The following is a 22,499-nucleotide window of genomic DNA, read 5'->3' as shown; positions in this document are numbered from 1 at the left end:
TTAAGCCGATTTTATCGAAAATCGAACTAAATTTTTTCTTTTGGCGCATTGGCATATTTAAATTTATGGATGCCTTTGCTAATATTCTCAAAATCTTGGGCGGTCGCTTTTTTATTGCTCACGGCTTCGATATTTTTAAATAATTCTTTTACAAATTCTATAGAATTCCCTGATTTATCAGCCAATATTGTATAAAAATGATCTTGTTTTTTATCAGGATCGAGCTTTAAGTCTGTACGGATATATTCTTTAAAATGCTGAATTCGCTTTTGGGTTAATTCATCGATCTTTTTTTGTTCTAAGTAAAGATCTGCAATGGTTTGCGTGTATTCGTACGACTGATTTTTAAGTGGTTTTACTACCGGAATTGCTCGTTGTTTACGCTTCCCTTCAAAAATAATAAATAACAGCGAGGCTAATATCATTAAATAATAGGCCCATTTTAGCGCTTTATTTTGCATGATCACATACAACAGATTCGTTGGTTGCGCTTTGCCGGTTTTGTAATAATTATCCCAGTAAATTGGAGCATCCTGATCGATATAAGCTAAAATATTTTCAGCATATTTAAAATTGTTGTTTTTCAGCATAAAATAATTGCCAAAAGCTTCAGGTGTGCTGTGCATAAAGATCTTCCCATCACCAAATTCAGTTTCAATAAAATTAATCTGTGGTTCACTTAAGGTATCGTCGTCGTATCTTACCGTACCTAAAATAGTGGTTTTTAGCGTATCGATCTTGCTAAAATAAATAGAGCTGAATTCATGCGGAACTTCAAAAGGACCATCTTGCTTAAAATTTGGATTCACCAAATCTAATTCGGTCTTTGGGATAAAACTTATCTGGTTTTCAATCTTTTTGTTGTAGGGTTTGGTATCCAGATTTAATGTGTCTAAAACATTGTCGCCAAACACATCTGAAGCTATAAATGCGGTATTTCCTTTCTCGACCCAGGCAAGCAGTTTATTAAGCTCATCTTCGTCGAAACTCACATAATTATTTAGGAAAAAATAAGATCCATCAGTGATGCTTAAACTATCGCTAAGAAATTCGAATGGCGGAATATTAACCTCCTCAAAATGTTCTAAATTAGTTTCTTTCCAGTTCTCATAGAAAATATAGCTGCCAAGCGGAATCTTATCGAGTTTCGAATAGCTGGGATACCAGTTAATTGGTGTAGGTTCGATCGCCTCGAGGTAGGTTAAAAAAGCTACCAAAAGGATAAAAACACCAAGCGCAATTTTATAAAACCTACTCATTTTTGGTGTTTTTGATCGTTGAATTTAATTCTGAAAAGCCCTTTTCTGCCAATAAAAAGTCTTCTTTTGAAACCTGAAAATCACCATACCAGATAAAATTGTAGATGCGGGTTACTTTTTTGAATATATTATTTAGCGAGGTATTTTGAATTTCTGAAATATAATCGTTGTTGGTCTTTTGAGCTTCAAAATCAATAATTTTTTTGAGATCGAGTTCTTTTAAAGCCTGAAGATAATAGTATCGCACTGCCATGCGATATTCGCCATTTTCGATCGCATTTTTTATTAAAGCCGGGATATCTGCATTTTGGATAATTTCTTCTTCATCATCTAAATGCATTTTTGATGTTTGTGGTTCCTGAAGAATGTTTTTTCCGGGATTCATTCGGGTAAATAGCCAGATCACTAAACAAATGATCCCTATCAAAAGCAGATAAGGCAATATTTTCAGAATAAATCCAAAGAAACTACCAGCATCGTAATCGCCAAATAACCAGTTTAAAAATTGCTGGTATTTTTGATTGATCCACTCTTTAAATTGTTGCCACCAGGTTTTTTCCTGCTTTTCTTCTAAATAATTAAAATCTTCGTCTTTTTTAAGCTCTTCAATTTTTGTTTCACTAAACTGAACAGGATTAAGATCGCTGGTATTGTCGAATTGCACTTCAGCTTCAGCTTGAGAAGTATTTTTAGATTCTACTTCAGCATTAGGATCAAGCTTAGTATCAGCTTCAGTTTGGACAATAGTATCCTGCTGCGCAAGCGCAAAATTAAAATTCAGAATTAAAAGAAAGGAAATTAAGATTCTCATTCGTGGTCTTCACCTAACTTATCGATACTGTCGTAAGTACCGGTAAAGTTTTTTTCTTCGTTTAAATTAAAATATATAAGGCTTATTAAAATTGGAGTGATAATATAAAGCAGGTATTGTGCGATCGAAGCCAAAATTGTTAGTACGATTAAAACCGGATCTTTGGTTTGCATATTTTGAGCCATCGTTTCTATACCAGCGTCTAGTCCAGAGAACATAGACATCATCATATAAATGATCATTGGCATTTGGAAAACAACATTAATAATGTACATAATGATTCCAAAAACGATAAGAATCCCAAAAGTAAGCCACCAGTTATCTTTTATTAATTCGAAAGCACTGGAAATTGTATCACCAACACCTTTTTGATCAAAAACCAATATTGGTAATGCTAAAGTTAATACAACCCCAAGATAGATACCGGGAATAAATAAAAACAAAAATCCTACAACGGTCAATAGACCAACAATAAAGTTTAATAGAAGTCCGTTTCCAAGGTCATTTTTTAAACCATTTTTTACGTCTTCTATATTTACATTTCCATCCTTGGCAATGTAAGCTTTGATGTAATTAAATACACTTAGATATAGCGCAGTAAAGTAAACGAAAAGTGCCAGCGTATTGATAAGCGCCGGAATTATAAAGCCGGTAAGATTCGAATAACCTTCAAATCCAACCCCAAGAGTAGCATAAGTATAATATGCATTTGTAATAATCAGGGTGATTAAAAAAGGAGCACAAACTTTAAAATTGATACTTAAAAAACTTTTTGCATTTTCCCGCAAAAACTTAAAGGTATCACTTAATAGCTCTCCAAAATCCCTGGTTTTTCTAAACCTGAAAATCTTATTTTCCATCAATGAATTTTTTATGTAAACGTTGTGGTAAGATCACATAATACCACAAAATTAGAATTAATGATAAGCTTATGATTAAAATGGCCAGAACATCTGGCATCTCTGTATGTCGCGTTACAAAACCTTCCAAAAAACCTGCGATAATAAAGAAGGGAACGGTAGAAATTACAATTTTGAGTCCGTCTTTAACTCCTGTCACAAAAGAATGTAATCTGCTATAGGTTTTAGGAAATAAAATACTGCGCCCAACAACCAGCCCGGCACAGGCTGCAATAATAATTACTGAAATTTCTATGGTACCATGAATCCAAATCGTTCTGGCAGATTCCCACAATAAACCTTTATCATAAAAGAAATACTGAAATGATCCCAGCATAATTGCATTTTGCATAAGTACGATAAGCGTTCCTAAACCTGCCAGAACTCCAAATGAAAATGCCATTAAACCAACTCTAACATTGTTTATGGTAATCCCCAAAAACATATCGGTTTCTGATGCCTGTTTATAAACAGCCATAGGATCGTCGTTTTCAATATTATTTAGCGTAGCATTTACATAGGCGTCACCAAGAACGGCTCTTACAAAACTATCTTCGTTAGCGGCCGAATATGCCCCAACGATCGCAAAAATAGCGAAGACCAAAAAACTGAATAATAATTGCTTTTGATACTGGTAAAAGAACAGCGGAAACTCTTTGGTATAAAATAAAATGAATTTATTTTTTGATTCTTTTTTATTTCGATACACTTTTTGATGCGCCTGTGAAGCAAGATCGTTAAGATATCTGGCCGTATTACTGCCTGTGTAAAAGGTGTTTGCGTAGCTTAAATGGTCTGTAATTTCAACATAAGCCGCAGAAAGTTGATCTGGAGAAATGTTGCTATTATTTTTCAGGAGACTTTCAAACTTTAGCCATTTATCTTTATTTTGCTTCACAAAAGCAGCCTCGCGCATATTCAGGATTAAATTAGATCCTCAAAGAAACATATTTAATGGATAATTTTCAAATTGAAACCGCTCAAAATATCGGAATTCAGCAAAATTCGGCCTCAATTGGTGATCGGGTTTTAGCTTTTCTAATAGATTTTTTTATTATGATCATTTATTCGATCATTTCTGCGCTATTACTAGCGGGTTTTGAAGCCGATCGATTTGGTGAAATGGTCTACTATATGGTGATTGGTTTGCCTATTTTTCTTTACTATCTAATGTTCGAAACTTTTTGGGATGGCAAAACACCGGGAAAATCTGCCATGAAAATTAAAGTCGTAAAATTAGATGGATCTCGCCCGGCTTTCGTAAACTATCTAATACGATGGTTGCTGCGAATTATTGATATAAGTTTAGGTAGCGGAAGTATTGCCGTAGTTACTATTTTATTGAATGGTAAAGGGCAGCGTTTAGGAGATATGGCGGCAAAAACAACGGTAATTTCTGAAAAACGAAAACTAAGCTTAGCTAATACTTTAGCTGTTGAAATTCCTGAAGATTACGTGCCAAAATATCCTCAGGTTACCATTTTAAAAGATCGCGACGTTCAGGAAGTCAAAGAGATCTATAGAAATGCCCGAATAAAGGGAAATCATAAGGTGATCATCGCTTTAGCTGAAAAATTATCTAATCTACTCGGGGTGAAATTCGATGAAAAACCTATGGTTTTTGTAAAACGAGTGATCGAAGATTATAATTATTTCACACAGCAATAGGTTAGAAGTTAGATTTGAGATCTTAGACTCTAGATTTTAGAAGTTAGAGGCTAGAAAGGAGACCTGTTTAATTAAAAATAGTGCTCTAAAACTTAGATTATTAGATTTGAGATCATAGCATTTAGAAATCTGACTTTTTCCCGAAAAAGAAAACTTCAAAACTTAGAATATTGATAATTGCTAACTGTTAATTGATTGTTGCTCACTGCCTACTGAGACTGCTCACTTAGACTGCTTACTGAAACTGTCAATTGAACAAAACATTCGAATTGAAAGTCTGGATTTTAGAAGTTGGAGCCTAGAAATTAGATCTGTTTAATTAAAAATGCTGCTCCAAAACCTAGATTATTGATAATTGCTAACTGTTAATTGTCCACTGCCTACAGAAAAGCTACTCAATAATCTCTACCTGCATTTCGATGTTATCGATTGGCCATTCAGATTGGCCGGTTTTTACTTTAGAAATCTCGTCGACCACATCCATTCCTTTAGAAACATAACCGTAAACCGTATGTTCGTCGTCCAGGTGATGCGCTCCATTAGGATTCAACACCACGAAAAATTCAAACGGACTAGAAGCTTTACTCGTATTTTGCTCGGCATATTTTGCTGCTGAAAAAGCTCCGCGTACATGGCGGTGACCAGCATCTAATTCATTCGGAATTAAATAATCACCAATATCGTGTCTTTTGATATTTGTAGATGCGTTATCTGAATTTCCTCCCTGGATCACAAAATTTGGTGCTACACGATGAAAATAGGTGTTATCAAAATAATCGTTTTTAATAAGCATGATAAAATTTGCACGGTGAAGTGGCGTATCTCTATATAAAGTCACCTCGAAAGAACCAAAACTGGTTGTGATACGGACTTTATTCTCTGGATTTTTCTTTCCGTATTCCATTAAGAAAGGAATTAATTTTTCCTGCGGAATAGGAAATGCGGTATCTTTCTCGGTAAGTGCTTTTGCCTGCTCTTTTTTGATTTTAGCCGAATCTACTTCGCTTTTTACAGAATCCTCATTTTTTGTGCTATTTTTAACGGCTTTAGAGGTGTTTTCTGAATTATTTTCCTTTGAAGTTTTCTTATCTTCACAACTTGCAAAAATACTAACAACCAAAATTGCGATTACTGATACACGTTTAAACATGGATTTCTTCGAGTTTAAAAATAGAATTTCAAATTTAAAAAAAATAGAATTACCCGGCGAAGCGGCTCACAATAAATTAGCGCCGTCTATTAGGGTGCAGGAACTTAAAAAGATAGATTTTTCGGCAAAAAAAACAAATAAAGCCGGAGTAATGGCGGTGTTCTATCCTAAAAACGACCAAACTTACTTTGTGCTTATACTTCGTAAAACCTACAAAGGCGTCCATTCAAATCAAATTGGTTTCCCCGGCGGACGGGTAGAAGCAGAGGATCGTGATCTAGAAGATACAGCGTTACGGGAGACCGAAGAGGAAGTTGGTATTCCGCAGGAAAAAATAGAAGTGATTCGTGGATTATCGAAATTGTACATTCCGCCAAGTAATTTTTGGGTACATCCTTATGTTGGAGTGATGACTGAAACTCCGCAGCTTATTCCGCAGGAAAGTGAAGTCGAAGATATTTTGGAAGTAAAACTCGAGGATTTTTTAAATGAATCGAATTTTGTCACTAGGAATTTAAGTACCTCGTACATGGAAAATATCGATGTGCCTGCTTTTTTACTCAATGACCAAATCGTTTGGGGAGCAACAGGAATGATGCTGGGAGAATTGCGAGAAATGCTTCGCGAGATTCTATAAAATTGAATTACTTATATTTGTGGGTTTTTCAGCAGAAAAAAGAGAGATTTTGATGATGTTCTAAGAAATGCTGAAGTAGGTAGCAAAATGTTTTAGTCTAAGTTTTTCCTTTTAAGAATTACGACTGTAGCGGCATTTTAATTATCGATTAAATAGCGTAAAAGAAACTATGGGATTATTAAAGAAAAATCCATTTGGACATATATTAATTATTAAAAAATGGCTTATTCGTGTTTTTGGCTTAATGACGCATAGGCGTTATCGCGGCTTTAATGAATTAAGTATAGAAGGTTCAGAAATTATTAAAAATTTACCGGATACGGGCGTATTGTTCGTGTCTAATCACCAAACCTATTTTGCAGATGTAGTGGCTATGTTTCACGTTTTTAATGCGAGTCTTAGCGGTAGGGTAGATAGTATAAAAAATGTAGGATATATTTGGCATCCCAAACTCAATATTTATTATGTAGCGGCAAAGGAAACCATGAAGGCTGGTTTGCTTGCCAGAATTATGGCTTATGCCGGTGCTATTAAAGTTGAAAGAACCTGGCGCTCTAAAGGTCAGGACGTAAAGCGAAAAGTGAATCCAGATGATTCTAAAAATGTAGGCGTTGCTTTAGATGATGGTTGGGTAATTACATTTCCGCAGGGAACCACAACGCCTTTTAAACCCATAAGAAAAGGAACGGCGCATATTATTAAGCAATACAAACCTATTGTTGTACCTATCGTTATTGATGGTTTTAGACGTTCTTTTGATAAAAAAGGACTAAGAATTAAAAAACGCGGAATTTTACAATCCTTTCAGGTAAAGGAACCTTTAAAGATCGACTACGAAAATGATAGCGTTGATGCCATTGTAGGCAAAATTGAATATGCTATCGAGCAGCATTCTTCTTTCTTAAAAGTGATCCCGATGGAAGAGCTGGAAGAAATAGAACATCTAAACGAAAAACGCCGTTACTCTTACAAAGAAGAATAACAGCGCTTTTGATTCAGAATTATAGTATGAAGGTGTTAATCGCAGTCTAAATTCTCCAGCTGTGTATAATTTTTCTTTAGTCGTTTTAAAAGAATGCCATATAATAGTTGATAGAAGAACCAAATTACTCCTAGAAATATTCCTAAGCCAATTATGGTTATCCCAGTAAATTTTAGCCAATCTAAGGCATCAAAAACATACGCGCTACTATCTGCTACTTGGGTATTTTCAATATGATGATAGGCTATAAGATAGAAAAGAGATAAGGTTACTACAGCTAATGATATTAAGACATATAGGATATAAGATTTAACCGTTTTACGAGTTTTTATAATATCTTTCATTAATCTCTTTGCTGAACTAGTTGAGTTTATCTGCCTATAATTCATGTAAAATCGAAACATAAAGTAGATAGTGATCAAGTAATTGATGCCATATGCCCATATAGTTATTTCTTTAATTTGGAGTTGTTCTAGTGAATTCCAGTATTCTTCATCTGCCAATCCAACATTTAATATAACACCAAATAGAAACTCACATATACTTATAATAAAGATCCACTTTACGATAGACGAAGATCGCTTCCAGATCATCTTGTAGATCTCGTCATAGGAAACCTGCGGAAGCGTTGCTTCCTGGCTTTTCCAGTTCTTTTTTAATAATTCTAATCCATCCATAGTTACGGATTTAAAACGCTTTTAAGTTTAGTTTTTATTCTATTCATTTTCACTCTGGCATTCACCTCACTTATTCCTAAAGTTTCAGATATTTCTTTGTAATTTTTGTCTTCCAGATATAAAAAAACTAAGGCTTTTTCAATATCATTTAATTCTTTTATCGCATTATACATTAAACCTAATTGCTGTTCGGTTTCGTCATCATACTCTTCGGCTTTAATTTTAAAATGAACAGTATCGAAATCCTGGGTTCTAATCCCTCTTTTTTTCTTTCTGTATAAAGTAATTGCGGTGTTTAGTGCTACTCGATACATCCAGGTGCTAAATTTTGCCTCACCTCTAAATTTTGGGTAGGCTTTCCAAAGCTGTATCGTAATTTCCTGAAACAGATCGTTATGCGACTCCCTGTCGTGCGTATACAATCTACAGATCTTATGCGCAATGTTTTGGTGTCGCTCTAATTTGGAAACAAACTGGTGCTCTAATTCTTTTTCCACAATCACTGGTTAGCTACTAATATGTAGTAATAATATATAAAATGTTACAAATTATTTTAAATTCAAGTTAATGAGCCCACTATTTATGCTATAAGCTGTAACTTTACGATAAACCAATCAATAGTTATGAATATACCCAGAACCGAATTGCCCAGGGTGGTTATCATTGGTGGCGGTTTTGCCGGAATTTCTTTGGCAAGAAAGTTATTAAACGAAGAAGTACAAATGGTCTTACTAGACCGTAACAATTATCACACCTTTCAACCCCTTTTATATCAAGTATCAACCTCTGGATTAGAGCCAGATTCAATTGCATATCCCTTAAGGAAAGTTACGAGGAACTCGAAGAAATGTTTTTTCAGAAATGCCGAAGTACAATCTATCGATGCAGATAATAACATCATACACTCTAATATTGGAGAACTTATTTACGATTACCTGGTGATAGCCACAGGATCTAAAACAAATTTCTTTGGGAACGATAGTGTAGAAAAAAATGCGATGTGGATGAAAACGATTCCACAAGCCTTAAATATTAGAAGTCTTATCTTAGAGAATTTAGAGCAAGCTGTCATTGAAACAGATCCAGAAAAGCGTAAAGCTTTACTTAATTTTGTTTTAGTTGGTGCAGGTCCTACAGGAGTGGAATTGAGTGGAGCTATAGCCGGACTTCGAAATCAAATTGTACCTAAAGATTACCCCGATCTTAATCCAGCGGAAATGAATATTCACTTATTAGAAGGTTTAGGGCGTGTACTGCCGCCTATGAGTGAAAAATCTTCTGAAAAATCTCATAAATTCTTAGAAGATTTGGGAGTGAAAATTCATTTAAATACCATGGTAGAAAGTTATGATGGTCACTTGGTTACCACCAATACAGATCTGGCTTTAAAGACTGAAACTCTAATATGGTCTGCCGGAGTTACCGGTGCTCCTGTAAAAGGTTTAAACGCTTCGGCAATGATCGAAAAAGCAAATCGCTACGAGGTAAATGCGTTTAATCAGGTTAATGGTTACGAAAATATATTTGCTATTGGAGATATTGCTGTTATGCAAACTGAAGAATATCCAAAAGGACACCCAATGGTTGCACAACCGGCTATTCAGCAAGGGAAACATTTGGCAAAGAATCTAAAGAAATTAATTAAGGGTGAAAAATTAGAACCTTTTGATTATTTCGACAAAGGAAGTATGGCTACCATTGGAAGAAATAAAGCTGTTGTAGATCTTGGAAAATCAACTTTTGGAGGCTTTTTCGCCTGGTTTATCTGGATGTTTGTACACCTTTTCTTTTTGATAGGTTTTAGAAACCGTTTGGTGACATTTTGTAACTGGGTGTACAACTATATTAATTTCGATCGCGCAGCTCGGTTAATTATAAGACCTTATAAGTCGAATAGAGAAAATCTGGAAGCCGACCAGAAAAAAGTATAGCATTTTAAGACAGAATAAAAAGATAGAGAAAACCCGAATCGAACGATTCGGGTTTTGTTTTTTCAATTGGTCCTGAAAAAATTACAGTTCGGTTTTCTTTTTTGTTGAAGCCTGAATATCTGAAGCATTTTTGAAGTATAAAATCAATCAAAAAATGAACTTCAACTACTATCTTTTTCTATTCGTTTTTATTTTTATTGGAAGATCATCATTCGCACAACAGGAGATTCATGGGGTGATAACCGATAAAAAAGAGCAGCCCATTGCCGGAGCTAATATTTACCTTAAAGGAACTTACGATGGCGCCATTTCAGATGAAAATGGTCGTTTTAATTTCACTTCAGAAGAAACAGGAACAAAAACGCTAGTTATTTCATTTCTTTCTTTTGAAACTAAAGAGATTTCAGGAGAAATAAGTAGCTTCAAAAACCTACAAATTCAGCTTACAGAAAAGTTCGATGCTTTGGATGCCGTGGTGATCAATGCAGGTAATTTTGAAGCTGGAACAACTTCAGAAGCTTCAGTATTAAAACCTTTGGATATCGTGACCACAGCCGGAAGTGTGGGAAATATCATTACTGCTCTAGAAACTTTACCTGGGACACAAAGTGTAGGAGAAGACGGCCGGTTGTTTGTTCGCGGCGGCGATGCTAGTGAAACCCAAACTTTTGTAGACGGTTTGCGTGTGGCGCAACCCTATAATGCCTCGGTTAGAAATATCCCTTCCAGAGGTCGGTTTTCGCCTTATTTATTTAAAGGAATGTCGTTTTCTACGGGTGGTTACAGCGCTGAATACGGTAATGCTTTATCTAGTGTTTTGGTAATGGATACCCAGGATGAAGCTGAAGAAGATAATACAGAGCTTAGTTTTATGAGTCTGGGATTTGGGATTGGAAAAACCAAGAACTGGGAGAAAAGCTCGATTACACTAAACACTAGTTATGCGAATCTTGGACCATATCAATCATTGATCGATCAAAATATATCTTTTAATAAGCCTTTCCAGTCAATCGCGGGCGAAGCGGTTTTTAGAAATCAATTCGAAAACGGACTTTTAAAGGTATATACCGCTTACGATCATTCTTCTTTTAATGTCGAGCAGCCTATCTACGGAAGCACCCAAACGGTAGATCTAAAAAACAATAATTTTTATCTGAATTCTTCGTATGTACATTCTTTAGGGAATAAATGGCATTTATTTGGTGGAATTAGCTACGGAAACAGCCAAAATGATATCAATTTAATTGCTGAAGAATCTGAAGAGTTAATCGATGATACAGAAAATAGTTTTCATCTAAAGACCAAACTGAGCAAAAGATTTACTGATAAGATAAAACTGAATTTTGGAGCTGAATATTTTAATACCGATTTTAAACAATCTTACCAATCTGAAGCGGGGAACTTTAACCCCAACTATAATTCGGGTTTATTTTCGGTATTTACAGAAACCGATATTTTCTTTAGTCAAAACCTGGCGGCGAAAGTTGGCGTAAGAGCAACCCAGGATGCCTTGTTGAGTGAGGTTTATGTGAGTCCGCGTTTATCTTTAGCCTATAAAATTGATGAAAATCAACAAATTTCGACAGCTTTTGGGAACTTCAGGCAGCAGGCAGGCCAAGATTATTTAAAATTCAGCGAGCATTTAGTTCAGCAAAAAGCAACGCATTACATCTTAAATTATCAATACAAAAAAGCATCTACGACTTTAAGAGCCGAGGCATATTTTAAAGAATATCGAGATTTATTAACCTATTCAGGAGATGAAATTACTTTCGATTCTAATTTCGATAATTCAGGTTCTGGTTATGCAAAAGGGATTGATATTTTTTGGCGCGATGGCCACTTTAAAAACTTAGATTATTGGATTTCGTATTCGTTTATAGATTCAGAAAGAAAATACCAGAATTATCCAGAGCAGGTAACGCCAAATTTTGTGGCAAATCATAATTTATCTGTGGTTAGTAAATATTGGATCCAATCCTTACGAAGCCAGGCAGGATTCACTTATAATTTTAATTCTGGTCGCCCCTACAACGATCCCAATACTCCTAATTTTATGGCTGAAAAGGTAAAATCTTATCATAGTTTGAATTTTAACTGGGCGTATTTATTAAATAAACAGCAAATTCTTTATGTATCTGTTTCTAATGTTTTGGGAACTCAAAATGTATTTGGATACGACTATTCTAACACACCAGATGCTTCAGGAACGTATACCGCAAGAGCGATAAGGCCAACGGCAGATAGGTTTTTCTTTGTTGGATTCTTTTGGACGATAAGTGATAATAAAAATCGAAATCAACTAGATCAACTTTAAAAAACAGTTGGGTATCGAAATTTGACAATTCAGCAACCTATTATTTTAAAGAAGCTTCAAATCATTCAATTTTACATTAACAAATCAAAAAGCTCGGCAAGTCCACGAGAATTGAATATGGACATTTTAAATTTTCGAGATACGTCTCGGGTAATCAAAACCTTAATAAGGAATTAAAACAATCAAAAAATGAAAACAGTTATTATTCTATTTTTACTTAGTGTATCGCAATTAGTTTCAGGACAAAATTACAAGGATGCCATGCAAAAAGCAATGCAAAACTGGCAGGAAGGAAATGTTGAAACAGCCAGCGCTATTTTTGAGCGTGTTGCAGCTGTTGAGCAGGAAAAATGGTTACCAGATTATTATTTAGGTTTGGTGAATACCACTGCAGCCTTCAGTACAAAAGATAATAAAGTTTTGGAGGCTCAACTTAAAAAAGCCGAAGCAGCCTTACAATCTGCTTTATTAAAAACTGAAGAAAATGCCGAGCTTTTAGTTTTAGAGGCTTTAATTTATACGGTGAAGATCACGCAAAATCCAATGACAAACGGACAAAAATATATGCCGAAAGTAAATGAAATCTACGCAAAAGCTGAAAAACTGGATCCAAAAAATCCAAGAGTGAAATTCGAAAAAGCACAATTTGAGCTTGGTGGTGCAAAGTTTTTTGGAAGTGATCTAACACCAATTTGCAAGGAGATCGAAGCTTCGATCGCGCTATTCGATGAATTTGAAAATGATACGCCATTTTATCCAAACTGGGGAAAAGATCAGGCAGTAGAAGCTTTAAAAAGTTGTAAAAACTAAGCTAGTCTCAATTTAGATGAAATTATAGTATTTTTAGAAAGCAATAATATTCTTATGAAAACGATCTTAAAAGTTATAAAAATAGGCTTTATAGTTTCAGTACTTGTTATTTTACTGGATGCCGCGGCAAATAATTTCGAGATTCGCGAAATGAAAAGCTTTGGTACTATAGGGATTTACCTTTTTTATTGCTTTGCCCTAACTATTGTAAACGTATTGTTTTCGATGGCATTCGAAAAGTTTGTTGGCTGGGAAAATACTGGCATTCGTAAATTATTGCTTTCTACCGGAGGGTCGATATTGGTAACTTTGATTGCCTATTTTTTTTGCCGTATGGTGCATTTAACACTAATCGATCCTGTTTATAATGTATCAGAATTTCTTGCTAACGAAGATCTTAGCAATTATTTATTTCCATTACTTTTTAGCACCTGTATTTCCCTTTTCTTTCATCTGGTTTACTTTTTTAAAGCTTCCCAGGAAGAAAAGGTTAAAGAACAAAAGATCATTGCAGGAACAGCGACATCCAGGTTCGATGCGCTTAAAAATCAATTAGACCCCCATTTTCTTTTTAATAGTTTAAATGTTTTAAGCTCTTTGATCGATGAAGATCCAGATATGGCTCAAAAATTTACCGGCTCACTTTCTAAAGTCTATCGGTATGTTTTAGAGCAAAAAAGCAAAGAATTGGTAACGGTAGAAGAGGAGTTAAAATTCGCCAAAGTGTATATGAATCTTTTAAAAATGCGTTTTGAAGATTCTATTATTTACAATTTTCCTGAAAAATTAACAAATCCCGATGCTAAGGTGGTTCCGCTTTCGCTTCAGTTATTGTTAGAAAATACTGTAAAACATAATAAGATTACGTCAGATTCTCCTTTAGTGATCACTATTTACGAAGCAGATAAAGTTTTGGTAGTTAAGAATAACCTTCAGCCAAAAGAAATTTTAAGAAGTGGTAGCGGTGTAGGTCTTGTAAACATCAAGGAGCGTTATAATTTGCTTACCAATAGAACAATGGAGATCATTAAAACTGAAGATGAATTTATGGTGCGTCTTCCGTTATTAACCAAACAAACTAACCAGATCAAACCAATTAATACTGAAAAAATGAAAACTTTAGAATTAGAAAATAAAAGCTACCTAAATGCAAAAGAACGGGTGAAAAAAGAAAAAGAGTTTTATGGAAACTTAACTTCTTATTGTATTGTAATCCCGGTTTTAGCAGTGTTTAATTATCTAACAACGGGTTTTTTATGGGTTATCTTCCCGGCTTTAGGTTGGGGAATAGGGCTTTTATTTCACGGTCTTGCAGCTTTCAATTATAGTCCGTTTTTAGGAAGAGACTGGGAAGAGCGCAAGATCAAAGAAATAATGAACAAAGAAGACTAAATCATCGATCATGAAAAATTCAGAAGAAAAATATATAGAAGCACGTAAAAAAGTGCAAAAAATGAAGGATTTTTATACGCACTTAATGGTGTTCATCGTAGTAAATCTCTTTTTATTCGGAATAAACTGGTACACTATCGATCTACAATATCCCTGGTTTTTATGGGTTCTATTTGGCTGGGGAATAGGATTGGCTTTCGATTATTTAAAAGCTTTTGATAAAAACCCAATGTTCAACAAAGATTGGGAAGAGCGAAAGATCAACGAATACATGAATAAAGAACAGGATCAGCAACGCTGGGAATAATAAGGAGTAGATGAAAATAGTAATTATCGAGGACGAAAAGCCCGCTGCAAGGCGCTTAAATCGTTTACTGAATAAAAAAGGATTAGAAGTAGAAACCATGTTACATTCGGTTGCTGAAGGGATTTCATGGTTTTCTGAAAATGAACATCCAGATCTTATATTTTTAGATATTCAGCTTAGTGACGGACTATCTTTCGAGATCTTTGAAGCGGTAAAAGTGAAAAGTGCTATCATCTTCACAACTGCTTATGATGAATATGCTTTAAAAGCTTTTAAGCTGAATAGTGTAGATTATTTACTGAAGCCTATCGATGACGAAGAACTGGATGAAGCCATCGCAAAGTTTGAAGAAACCCATCAGTCAAAATCGGTTAAATTAAATGTAGATGATTTTAGAAGTCTGCTTAATTTTTCTAGTTCAAATAATTACAAATCTCGATTTACCATCCAGGTAGGGCAGCATTTAAAAATTATTGATGTCGACGATATTGTATGTTTTTATTCTGAAAATAAAGCAACGTACATTCAAAATAATGAAGGTAGAGGATATTTAATGGATGTTTCCTTGGAACAATTGGAAAAAGAATTGGATCCAGAAAAGTTTTTCAGAATAAATAGAAAATGTATCGTTCATCTAAAAGCCATTAAAGATATTATTTCTTACACCAATTCGAGGTTAGAATTAAAACTCTTTAATTTCAACGAATTTCAGGTTATTGTAAGTCGTGAACGCGTAAAGGATTTCAAGAACTGGATTTCCTAGCGATATACCAATCGTTAAAAAATGTTAAAATTGAATCTTTTTAAAACCGAAGAAAACTTCTTCACGTATGTATAAGTGAAAGGCAGCAAAAAAGCCTTTTTACTTGAATCGTTTTTTTGGTCGAATTTCTGATTTGAGTTTTTGATTTTTTTTGGTTGGTTAGAGTGAAAGGCTTGTTTTTACAAGCCTTTCAGTTTGCTCAAACTATTGAGTTTTACTACTAACACCTATGAAAAAAACGCCCTGCATTTGCGGGGCGTTTTTGATTATTATAGGTTTTAATTTTTATGATTAGGGAGCAGCTACTGTACCAAGTACATAAAGTTGTTCCATTGTAGGAGATTCGCTTCCACCTTCAGGTTCTAAGGTAATACCAAAAGCTTCAGATTCGTTTGCGTTCTGCAGTGCGAAAATTTTGTTGTCATCATCAACAAAATCGTCTAGCAAACCAATACTTGTAGGCGTTAATGGTTGCATTGTTAAAGACCAAACCTGGTAAACCTGGCCTCTTGGTGGCTCTGGTAAACCTTGCGCATCGATATAAGCGGTGTTGTCTTCATTATTCCAGTACACCGTAGCATAAGCATCTGGAGCGACACCTTGTCCTTGTAGCGGAATTCTAGAAATATTATTATCTCTAATGGCCGCCAGGATTTGTTTAGTATTTTCTGCATCCTCACGAATGTCTGCAATTTGTTGCTCCATAATGCTGTTTTTGGTTTCAGCTTCAGTTAATGAATTTCTAAGTGCACTGTTTTGCTGGAATAAAAAGAACAATCCAATTAACAGCACCAAACTTGCTGCCCATCCAATATAGGCCACCCATTTAGTACGTCGAGTACTTTCTGGCGTGATCGATCTAACCGGTGTTCGTGGTGTGAGCTTGGATTTAAGTGAAGCCAGTAAAGCTTCAGGATTGTAGGGAGCTACTCCAACTGCCAGTTTTTGGAGCGCATCTTCAATTTCTTCTACTTCCTTTTCAACTTCAGGATATTCTCTAAGCATATTGGTAACTTCCCGACTTTCGGTTTCGCTAAGTGCGCCGTAAACATAGAGCTCCAGAATCCCAGACGATATGTATTCTTCTATTTCAGCCATTAGTTTCCTACGATTTCTCTTAATTTATTGATACAAGCTCTGTTTCTGGTTTTAACCGTTCCCAGAGGCATTTCTAATTCTTCAGCAGTCTCTTTTTGAGTATAGCCTTTGAAAAATAATAGGTCGATTAACTTTTTACAAACGGGCTTTAGAATTTCGATATATTTCTTTAATCCTATAGCGTCTGAAGAAGCACTAAAATTCGTTTTTGATTCTAATATATCTACGAAATTATCTGCCGCAAGGTTTTGCTTTTTGTTTTTAAAGCTTTTAGATCGAATTTTATCTATTGAAGCATTTCGAGCAATATTTAGAATCCAGGTGAAAAAACGCCCTTTGCTGGAATCATAGGAATCTGCATTATCCCATATTTTCATAAAAACGTCTTGTAAAACCTCTTCTGCGATATCCTTTTCGCCAATGATACTAAAAATAATGCCATACGTACTTTCTGAATAAAGCTGGTAGATACGTTCAAAGGCTTTTTGATTTCCTTTTTGAAGCTCCAGAATTAGGCCATCCTGCTGCATAAAATAAATGGTTAGTTTCTTTAAAAATAGATAAAAAAATAAAAGCAGCTAAATAATTAGCTGCTTTTATTTCGATTTTGAAGGTATTTCACCTAAAAAATTATTTCATTTCAATAACTCCACATCCTACACGAGTACCAGCAGCACCAGAAGGTTGAGAAGTAAAGTCGTCTACACCATCGTGTACGATAATAGCTTTACCAACGATATCTTTCGTATCATCGCCACATCCTATACACCATTCGTCTGTAGTTACAGTAATAGTTCCTTTTCCTGAAGCATCAACCTCAAAGTTTCCTATGTCACCTTTGTGATAACCTTCTTCAGATCCCCATTTACCGTGAGGCTCGTTAGTTGGATTCCAGTGTCCACCTGCTGAAGTTCCATCTGCTGCAGAACAATCTGCTTTTTGATGAATATGGATAGCATGTTTACCTTCAGAAAGCCCCATAATTGTTGCTTCCATAGTAACTTCACCATTTTCTTCAGTAAAGATTACTTCACCAGAAAGATTACTATCACTTTTAGGTTCTAATGTTACTTTTAGTTCTTTAACTTCAGAAGATTCAGACTCCATTTCGCTAGATTCAGCGTTCATTTCTGTAGTCTCTTCTTCTAATTCTGTGTTTTCACTTTCTTTATTCTCGTTTTTACAACTTGTAATAAAAAGCGTAGCACAAAAAAGCAGAGATAAGCTTATACGTTTCATAAAATTTAGTGATTGGTTTTACAATTAATTGGAACGAATGTACTACGATTATAAAAACAATGCAAGCATTTAAGGCAAGCTTAACACAAGCCAGGCCAATAAATACAATAGTTTAGCGTTTTTTAGATACTTATTAAGTTATACTAATTACAGGAAAAAACTATTATAGAATTATCGATTTTCGTCTAACTATTAGGACTGAACTCTATTCTAAGAAAACAAAAAAAGCCGCACATAACTGAGCGGCTTTTTTAAAATTCAATTTATTTTATTCGTTTAATCTTTTGATCGTGATATTGCGGAACCAAACTTCATGACCGTGATCCTGTAAAGCAATATGGCCAGATTTAGACTTACCAAATCGTTCCCAATCTGCAAACTTTGAGTTTTTTACAAGCTTTTCCCATCCATCTCCTTCTACCGGAAATTCTACAATTGTAACTCCGTTTTGAGTTACAGATCCTTCGTTGGCTTCATGGTCTATTTTTAGAACTACATTATTCCATTCACCAACTGGTTTTGTTGTGTTTTCTGATGGTTCAACCATATCGTATAATGCACCGGAGTGACGATTAGGACCATTTTTACCATCAGGATGTTTTTCATTATCCAAAACCTGAATTTCAGGACCGGTTAAATAAGGTTCACCAAGATTTGGATCTTCTTCGACAGCCCACATAAATCCACTATTACCACCTTCAGAAATTTTCCATTCCATAGAAAGTTCAAAATCGGTATAGGTTTCTTTAGTAATAAGATTTTCACTTTGATTTCTTCCATCTTTCGGTACAAAATGCAAGTTGCCATCACTTAAAGTCCATTGAGTTATTGAATCGCGATTATAGCCTTTCCAGTTTTCATTAATATCTCCTTTTGTAAGGTCTTTCCAATCACTGTTTGCGGTTGGTTTACCGGTAACGACCACTTCTTCGTTATCGGCTTTATTTTCTGAAGTTTCAGATTCCTGATTTTTGCAGCTTATTGTTGTTACAGCAGCTGCCATTAAAACTAATCCTAATTTTTTCATTTGCGGTTAGGTTTAGGTTAAAAATTAAACGAGATGGTTAATCTCGATATTACTGGTCTTGAATATTTATTTTAACCCTAGAATTCGCTTAAGACGATCTTCATTAATTTCGGATCCTGCAAAATCGTCAAACTTTTTCTGAGTAGCTTCAATAATATGGCCTTGAATAAAAGGCGCACCTTCTTTAGCTCCCTGTTCTGGTGATTTTATACAACATTCCCATTCCATAACTGCCCAAACATCACAACCATATTGTGTAAGTTTAGAGAAAATGGTTTTAAAATCTACCTGACCATCACCTGGGTGGCGATATCTACCTGCGCGGTCTACCCAATCATTATAGCCACCAAAGCTTCCTTTTTTTCCGGTAGGATTAAATTCGGCATCTTTTACATGAAACATTTTTATGAATTCATGATAGTGATCGATATATGTTAAATAATCTAATTGCTGAAGCACAAAATGACTTGGATCGTAAAGAAGATTAACTCTTTTATGATTATTAGTTTCCGCTAAAAAGCGTTCGAACGTATCACCATCATGAAGATCCTCACCGGGATGAATTTCATAGCAAAGGTCAACTCCGTTTTCATCAAAAACATCTAAAATAGGTAACCAGCGATTTGCTAGTTCTTTAAAGCCAAGTTCTACAAGACCATCTGGTCGTTGCGGCCATGGGTGAGCGGTATGCCATAAAAGAGAACCACTAAATGTACCATGAACATCTAAGCCAAAATGTCTACTGGCTTTAGCTGCGCTTTTTAGTTGTTCTATAGCCCATTCCGTTCTGGCTTTTGGATTTCCTTTGTATTCATCTGGAGCAAAATTATCGAACATGATATCGTAAGCGGGATGTACAGCTACTAATTGCCCCTGTAAGTGCGTACAAAGTTCTGTGATTTCTAAACCGTAAGATTCAACTTTTCCTTTAAGCTCATCGCAGTAGGTTTTACTTTCTCCGGCTTTTTCCAGATCGATCAAAGCCGTTTCCCAGGTAGGGATCTGTATTCCTTTATATCCTAAATCTGCAGCCCATTGGCAAAGTCCGTCTAAACTATTAAACGGAGCTTTAGAATCCATAAACTGAGCTAAATAAACTGCAGGTCCTTTTATCGTTTTCATTAGTTGGTATTTTTCAGGTTAATCGTCTATGCTTGTCCAAACATTACCATTTTTATGGCTTTCTACGGCTTTTTCAATAAAGTTCATTCCGCGTAAACCATCTGTGATCGTTGGATATTCGCCATCAAAAGCTTCTTCTCCCAGGATTGCTTTTGCAACTCCGTGATAAATATTTCCCATAGAATCGAAAATTCCTTCCGGATGTCCCGGTGGTAATTTTGTTCCGCTTAAAGAAAAATCGCTATTGTAAGCATGTCCCGGTTTTAAGACCTGCAAAGGTTTATCTTCTTCTAATAAATAAAGATAATTAGGATTTTCCTGCTCCCATTTTATTCCGGCTTTATCGCCATAAACTTTTACAGTAAAGTTATTTTCTTCTCCGGTAGCAATCTGGCTTGCTCTAAGCACTCCCTTAATTTGATCTTCAAAGCGTAATAGTACTGTACCATCGATGTCCATGGCGTTATCTTCATATAGATAATTAAGATCTGCAAGGATCTTTTTAACCTCCATACCAGTAACATACTCGATCATATCGTAAGCATGTGTACCAATATCACCAATACAACAGCTAATTCCAGATTTTTCTGGATCTAAACGCCAGATGGTATTACGTTGTTCTTTATCATGGATAATAGGATTGATCCAACCCTGATAATACTGCACATCGATCTTCTGAATTTTACCTAATTTTCCTGAAGTGATCATTTCACGCATTTGGCGCACCATTGGATAGCCTGTGTATGTGTATGTCACCGCAAAAACTTTTCCTGCTTTATCTGAAGCTTCCTTTAGAATTTTAGCTTCTTCTAAAGTAGTGGTCATTGGTTTTTCGCAGATCACGTGAAAGCCACCTTCTACAAGCTGTTTCGCCATAGGAAAATGAAGGAAGTTTGGGGTAAGTACAGATACGACCTGAATCCTATCTTCTTCTGGTAGTCTATTTTCCTGTTCTATAAGGTCATCAAGATTGGCATAAATGCGATCTGTGCCAATACCAAGTTCTTCAGCAAATTTTAAACTTTCATTGATGTCGGTATTAAATACCCCACCTACAACTTCAAATTTATCGAACATCGAGGAAGCAACTCGGTGTAATACACCTATTAACGAATCACCGCCACCACCAAGGATGCCGAGTTTAATTTTCTTTCCCATTATATTTTTTTAATTTTTATTCTGAATATTCAACTTTTTCATTGCGGAAGAAGATAGCAAAAACAATCATCACCACAAAAGCAAAACCAGCTGGCACGATCCATATATTAGACCAATCGTGAGTGCCATCTGCATTAAGATACATATCGCTAATTTGTCCTGCTACCCAGAAGCCTATTAGCATCCCAACTCCATAAGTAGCCAGTGTAATTAATCCCTGTGCAGCACTTTTAATTTTTGGTCCTGCTTTAGAATCGGTATAGATCTGCCCGGATACAAAGAAGAAGTCGTAGCAGATACCATGTAAAGCAATTCCTAAGTAAAGCATTAGCACTAATTCGTCTGCATTTCCATAGGCGAATAATAGGTATCGTATGGTCCATGCAAGCATTCCGGCGATAAGTGTAATTTTAAATCCGTATCTCTTAAAGAAGAAAGGAATAAGCAATAAAAATAAAGCTTCAGAAACCTGACCAATAGCCATTTTAACTGTTGGAGCCCCCATACCAACTTCGGCTAAAAATGGGTTGGCATTTTGATAATAAAAGGCAAGCGGAATACAGATCAATATTGAAGATAAAAAGAACATAAAAAAGTTTCTGTTCTTTAATAATCCTATTGCTTCTAATCCTAAAATATCTTTGATCGTTATTTTTTCACCTTTTCCTGAAGGTGGAGTTTTAGGTAGGCTAAAACTAAATAAGCCTAAAAAGGCTGAAGCGATTGCTACCATTAAAAACGTGTTTTTAAGCATACCTTCCGCTCTGGCTTCGGGTGAATCCCAAGCAAACACAGTACTAATTACCACTCCAGAAATAATCCAGCCAATGGTACCAAATACCCTAATATTAGAAAATTCTTTTGAAGGATCTTTCATTTGTGCAAAAGAAATTGAATTAACCAAAGCCAGTGTTGGCATATAAAGGATCATATAACTAAGCACGTAAGGATAAAAACTTCCGAAGTCGACAGAGCTGTACATCATGTACATTAAAATAGCACCAATTAAATGAAGTACTCCTAAAATTCGTTCAGCATTAAAAAATCTATCGGCAATTAGCCCAATAATAAAAGGAGCAATAATAGCGCCCCAGGATTGTGTAGAAAAAGCCATTGCGGTTTCTGCTCCAGTCGCCTGCAAATTATCTGCTAAAAATGTTCCCAGAGTTACAAACCAACCACCCCAGATGAAAAATTCTAAGAACATCATTAAGGATAATTGAAATCTTACCAGTTTCTTCATAGTGTGTAG

Annotated in this window: 23 protein-coding genes; 9 read left to right on the top strand and 14 right to left on the bottom strand. The window is 35.3% G+C overall.

Going from position 1 to position 22,499, the window contains the following annotated elements; genetic code table 11:
- Window positions 1-26: 26 nt before the first annotated feature.
- The 4 genes from BM201_RS07955 to BM201_RS07940 are packed head-to-tail and all read right to left on the bottom strand — an operon-like array spanning window position 27 to window position 3,885.
- Window positions 27-1,259 (bottom strand): DUF4350 domain-containing protein, encoded by a 1,233-nt coding sequence (locus BM201_RS07955; RefSeq protein ID WP_092541381.1) that lies wholly within the window; start codon window positions 1,257-1,259, stop codon window positions 27-29.
- A complete protein-coding gene (locus tag BM201_RS07950; protein ID WP_092541379.1) occupies window positions 1,252-2,070 on the bottom strand; it encodes a DUF4129 domain-containing protein in 819 nt (272 codons plus the stop codon). The genes BM201_RS07955 and BM201_RS07950 overlap by 8 nt, the downstream gene beginning before the upstream one ends.
- Entirely contained in the window at window positions 2,067-2,930 is an 864-nt protein-coding gene (locus tag BM201_RS07945; protein ID WP_092541377.1) for a YciC family protein, read from the bottom strand. The genes BM201_RS07950 and BM201_RS07945 overlap by 4 nt, the downstream gene beginning before the upstream one ends.
- Window positions 2,920-3,885, bottom strand: a complete 966-nt coding sequence (locus tag BM201_RS07940) for a stage II sporulation protein M (protein WP_092541375.1) — start codon at window positions 3,883-3,885, stop codon at window positions 2,920-2,922. The genes BM201_RS07945 and BM201_RS07940 overlap by 11 nt, the downstream gene beginning before the upstream one ends.
- A gap of 38 nt (window positions 3,886-3,923) precedes the next feature.
- Here BM201_RS07940 and BM201_RS07935 point away from each other — a divergent pair, with 38 nt between their 5' ends.
- Window positions 3,924-4,637 (top strand): RDD family protein, encoded by a 714-nt coding sequence (locus tag BM201_RS07935; RefSeq protein ID WP_092541373.1) that lies wholly within the window; start codon window positions 3,924-3,926, stop codon window positions 4,635-4,637.
- Between the two features lie 391 nt (window positions 4,638-5,028).
- On the opposite strand, the gene BM201_RS07930 is transcribed toward BM201_RS07935, so the two are convergent.
- Window positions 5,029-5,787: a peptidylprolyl isomerase gene (locus tag BM201_RS07930; protein WP_092541371.1), complete on the bottom strand. Its 759-nt coding sequence runs from the start codon at window positions 5,785-5,787 to the stop codon at window positions 5,029-5,031.
- Between BM201_RS07930 and BM201_RS07925 the strand changes: the two genes are divergently transcribed.
- Together BM201_RS07925 and BM201_RS07920 are read left to right on the top strand one after the other, a co-directional pair.
- Window positions 5,786-6,424 (top strand): NUDIX hydrolase, encoded by a 639-nt coding sequence (locus BM201_RS07925; protein WP_092541369.1) that lies wholly within the window; start codon window positions 5,786-5,788, stop codon window positions 6,422-6,424. The two genes, BM201_RS07930 and BM201_RS07925, sit on opposite strands and share 2 nt — an antisense overlap.
- 169 nt (window positions 6,425-6,593) lie before the next feature.
- Window positions 6,594-7,406, top strand: a complete 813-nt coding sequence (locus tag BM201_RS07920) for a lysophospholipid acyltransferase family protein (RefSeq protein WP_092541367.1) — start codon at window positions 6,594-6,596, stop codon at window positions 7,404-7,406.
- A 35-nt stretch (window positions 7,407-7,441) separates the two neighbouring features.
- On the opposite strand, the gene BM201_RS07915 is transcribed toward BM201_RS07920, so the two are convergent.
- Together BM201_RS07915 and BM201_RS07910 are read right to left on the bottom strand one after the other, a co-directional pair.
- Window positions 7,442-8,083 (bottom strand): hypothetical protein, encoded by a 642-nt coding sequence (locus tag BM201_RS07915; protein WP_092541365.1) that lies wholly within the window; start codon window positions 8,081-8,083, stop codon window positions 7,442-7,444.
- A gap of 2 nt (window positions 8,084-8,085) precedes the next feature.
- Window positions 8,086-8,580, bottom strand: a complete 495-nt coding sequence (locus BM201_RS07910) for an RNA polymerase sigma factor (protein ID WP_092541550.1) — start codon at window positions 8,578-8,580, stop codon at window positions 8,086-8,088.
- Window positions 8,581-8,706: 126 nt separating this feature from the next.
- Here BM201_RS07910 and BM201_RS07905 point away from each other — a divergent pair, with 126 nt between their 5' ends.
- The 6 genes from BM201_RS07905 (at window position 8,707) to BM201_RS07880 (ending at window position 15,603) form a co-directional block, all read left to right on the top strand.
- Window positions 8,707-10,014 (top strand): NAD(P)/FAD-dependent oxidoreductase, encoded by a 1,308-nt coding sequence (locus tag BM201_RS07905; RefSeq protein WP_092541363.1) that lies wholly within the window; start codon window positions 8,707-8,709, stop codon window positions 10,012-10,014.
- 154 nt (window positions 10,015-10,168) lie between these two features.
- Window positions 10,169-12,331 carry a TonB-dependent receptor gene (locus BM201_RS07900; RefSeq protein WP_092541361.1) on the top strand — a complete coding sequence of 721 codons (2,163 nt, stop codon included), beginning with the start codon at window positions 10,169-10,171 and terminating at the stop codon, window positions 12,329-12,331.
- A gap of 189 nt (window positions 12,332-12,520) precedes the next feature.
- The gene (locus BM201_RS07895) at window positions 12,521-13,141 is read left to right on the top strand and encodes a hypothetical protein (protein ID WP_092541359.1); all 621 of its coding nucleotides are present in this window, start codon (window positions 12,521-12,523) and stop codon (window positions 13,139-13,141) included.
- 54 nt (window positions 13,142-13,195) lie between these two features.
- Window positions 13,196-14,533 carry a 2TM domain-containing protein gene (locus tag BM201_RS07890; RefSeq protein WP_092541357.1) on the top strand — a complete coding sequence of 446 codons (1,338 nt, stop codon included), beginning with the start codon at window positions 13,196-13,198 and terminating at the stop codon, window positions 14,531-14,533.
- Window positions 14,534-14,543: 10 nt separating this feature from the next.
- Window positions 14,544-14,840 (top strand): 2TM domain-containing protein, encoded by a 297-nt coding sequence (locus BM201_RS07885; RefSeq protein ID WP_092541355.1) that lies wholly within the window; start codon window positions 14,544-14,546, stop codon window positions 14,838-14,840.
- Window positions 14,841-14,850: 10 nt separating this feature from the next.
- Window positions 14,851-15,603: a LytR/AlgR family response regulator transcription factor gene (locus BM201_RS07880; RefSeq protein WP_092541353.1), complete on the top strand. Its 753-nt coding sequence runs from the start codon at window positions 14,851-14,853 to the stop codon at window positions 15,601-15,603.
- A gap of 291 nt (window positions 15,604-15,894) precedes the next feature.
- Here the strand turns inward: BM201_RS07880 and BM201_RS07875 are convergent, their stop codons facing one another.
- The 7 genes from BM201_RS07875 to BM201_RS07845 form a co-directional block, all read right to left on the bottom strand.
- On the bottom strand, window positions 15,895-16,701 hold the full coding sequence (locus BM201_RS07875; RefSeq protein ID WP_092541351.1) for an anti-sigma factor: 807 nt from the start codon (window positions 16,699-16,701) through the stop codon (window positions 15,895-15,897).
- A complete protein-coding gene (locus tag BM201_RS07870; RefSeq protein ID WP_092541349.1) occupies window positions 16,701-17,231 on the bottom strand; it encodes an RNA polymerase sigma factor in 531 nt (176 codons plus the stop codon). Before BM201_RS07870 ends, BM201_RS07875 begins: the two co-directional genes overlap by 1 nt.
- 100 nt (window positions 17,232-17,331) lie before the next feature.
- A complete protein-coding gene (locus tag BM201_RS07865) occupies window positions 17,332-17,940 on the bottom strand; it encodes a superoxide dismutase family protein (RefSeq protein ID WP_092541347.1) in 609 nt (202 codons plus the stop codon).
- A 268-nt stretch (window positions 17,941-18,208) separates the two neighbouring features.
- Complete coding sequence (locus BM201_RS07860; RefSeq protein WP_092541345.1) at window positions 18,209-18,967, bottom strand: 3-keto-disaccharide hydrolase; 759 nt, start codon at window positions 18,965-18,967, stop codon at window positions 18,209-18,211.
- A gap of 66 nt (window positions 18,968-19,033) precedes the next feature.
- Window positions 19,034-20,089 (bottom strand): sugar phosphate isomerase/epimerase family protein, encoded by a 1,056-nt coding sequence (locus tag BM201_RS07855; protein WP_092541343.1) that lies wholly within the window; start codon window positions 20,087-20,089, stop codon window positions 19,034-19,036.
- A gap of 18 nt (window positions 20,090-20,107) precedes the next feature.
- Complete coding sequence (locus BM201_RS07850) at window positions 20,108-21,247, bottom strand: Gfo/Idh/MocA family protein (RefSeq protein ID WP_092541341.1); 1,140 nt, start codon at window positions 21,245-21,247, stop codon at window positions 20,108-20,110.
- A 16-nt stretch (window positions 21,248-21,263) separates the two neighbouring features.
- Window positions 21,264-22,490, bottom strand: coding sequence for a nucleoside permease (locus BM201_RS07845; RefSeq protein ID WP_092541339.1), 1,227 nt, complete (start codon window positions 22,488-22,490; stop codon window positions 21,264-21,266).
- Window positions 22,491-22,499: the final 9 nt, after the last annotated feature.

The organism is Zunongwangia mangrovi (genome assembly GCF_900112105.1).
Classification (GTDB): domain Bacteria; phylum Bacteroidota; class Bacteroidia; order Flavobacteriales; family Flavobacteriaceae; genus Zunongwangia; species Zunongwangia mangrovi.
Note: the sequence above shows the minus strand (reverse complement) of the source record. Positions and strands in the feature narration are given on the sequence as shown.

Excerpts from the sequence above, each read along its gene's own strand:
- BM201_RS07955 (WP_092541381.1), bottom strand. The coding sequence starts at position 1,259 with ATGAGTAGGTTTTATAAAATTGCGCTTGGTGTTTTTATCCTTTTGGTA.
- BM201_RS07950 (WP_092541379.1), bottom strand. The coding sequence starts at position 2,070 with ATGAGAATCTTAATTTCCTTTCTTTTAATTCTGAATTTTAATTTTGCG.
- BM201_RS07945 (WP_092541377.1), bottom strand. The coding sequence starts at position 2,930 with ATGGAAAATAAGATTTTCAGGTTTAGAAAAACCAGGGATTTTGGAGAG.
- BM201_RS07940 (WP_092541375.1), bottom strand. The coding sequence starts at position 3,885 with ATGCGCGAGGCTGCTTTTGTGAAGCAAAATAAAGATAAATGGCTAAAG.
- BM201_RS07935 (WP_092541373.1), top strand. The coding sequence starts at position 3,924 with ATGGATAATTTTCAAATTGAAACCGCTCAAAATATCGGAATTCAGCAA.
- BM201_RS07925 (WP_092541369.1), top strand. The coding sequence starts at position 5,786 with ATGGATTTCTTCGAGTTTAAAAATAGAATTTCAAATTTAAAAAAAATA.
- BM201_RS07930 (WP_092541371.1), bottom strand. The coding sequence starts at position 5,787 with ATGTTTAAACGTGTATCAGTAATCGCAATTTTGGTTGTTAGTATTTTT.
- BM201_RS07920 (WP_092541367.1), top strand. The coding sequence starts at position 6,594 with ATGGGATTATTAAAGAAAAATCCATTTGGACATATATTAATTATTAAA.
- BM201_RS07915 (WP_092541365.1), bottom strand. The coding sequence starts at position 8,083 with ATGGATGGATTAGAATTATTAAAAAAGAACTGGAAAAGCCAGGAAGCA.
- BM201_RS07905 (WP_092541363.1), top strand. The coding sequence starts at position 8,707 with ATGAATATACCCAGAACCGAATTGCCCAGGGTGGTTATCATTGGTGGC.
- BM201_RS07900 (WP_092541361.1), top strand. The coding sequence starts at position 10,169 with ATGAACTTCAACTACTATCTTTTTCTATTCGTTTTTATTTTTATTGGA.
- BM201_RS07895 (WP_092541359.1), top strand. The coding sequence starts at position 12,521 with ATGAAAACAGTTATTATTCTATTTTTACTTAGTGTATCGCAATTAGTT.
- BM201_RS07890 (WP_092541357.1), top strand. The coding sequence starts at position 13,196 with ATGAAAACGATCTTAAAAGTTATAAAAATAGGCTTTATAGTTTCAGTA.
- BM201_RS07885 (WP_092541355.1), top strand. The coding sequence starts at position 14,544 with ATGAAAAATTCAGAAGAAAAATATATAGAAGCACGTAAAAAAGTGCAA.
- BM201_RS07880 (WP_092541353.1), top strand. The coding sequence starts at position 14,851 with ATGAAAATAGTAATTATCGAGGACGAAAAGCCCGCTGCAAGGCGCTTA.
- BM201_RS07875 (WP_092541351.1), bottom strand. The coding sequence starts at position 16,701 with ATGGCTGAAATAGAAGAATACATATCGTCTGGGATTCTGGAGCTCTAT.
- BM201_RS07870 (WP_092541349.1), bottom strand. The coding sequence starts at position 17,231 with ATGCAGCAGGATGGCCTAATTCTGGAGCTTCAAAAAGGAAATCAAAAA.
- BM201_RS07865 (WP_092541347.1), bottom strand. The coding sequence starts at position 17,940 with ATGAAACGTATAAGCTTATCTCTGCTTTTTTGTGCTACGCTTTTTATT.
- BM201_RS07860 (WP_092541345.1), bottom strand. The coding sequence starts at position 18,967 with ATGAAAAAATTAGGATTAGTTTTAATGGCAGCTGCTGTAACAACAATA.
- BM201_RS07855 (WP_092541343.1), bottom strand. The coding sequence starts at position 20,089 with ATGAAAACGATAAAAGGACCTGCAGTTTATTTAGCTCAGTTTATGGAT.
- BM201_RS07850 (WP_092541341.1), bottom strand. The coding sequence starts at position 21,247 with ATGGGAAAGAAAATTAAACTCGGCATCCTTGGTGGTGGCGGTGATTCG.
- BM201_RS07845 (WP_092541339.1), bottom strand. The coding sequence starts at position 22,490 with ATGAAGAAACTGGTAAGATTTCAATTATCCTTAATGATGTTCTTAGAA.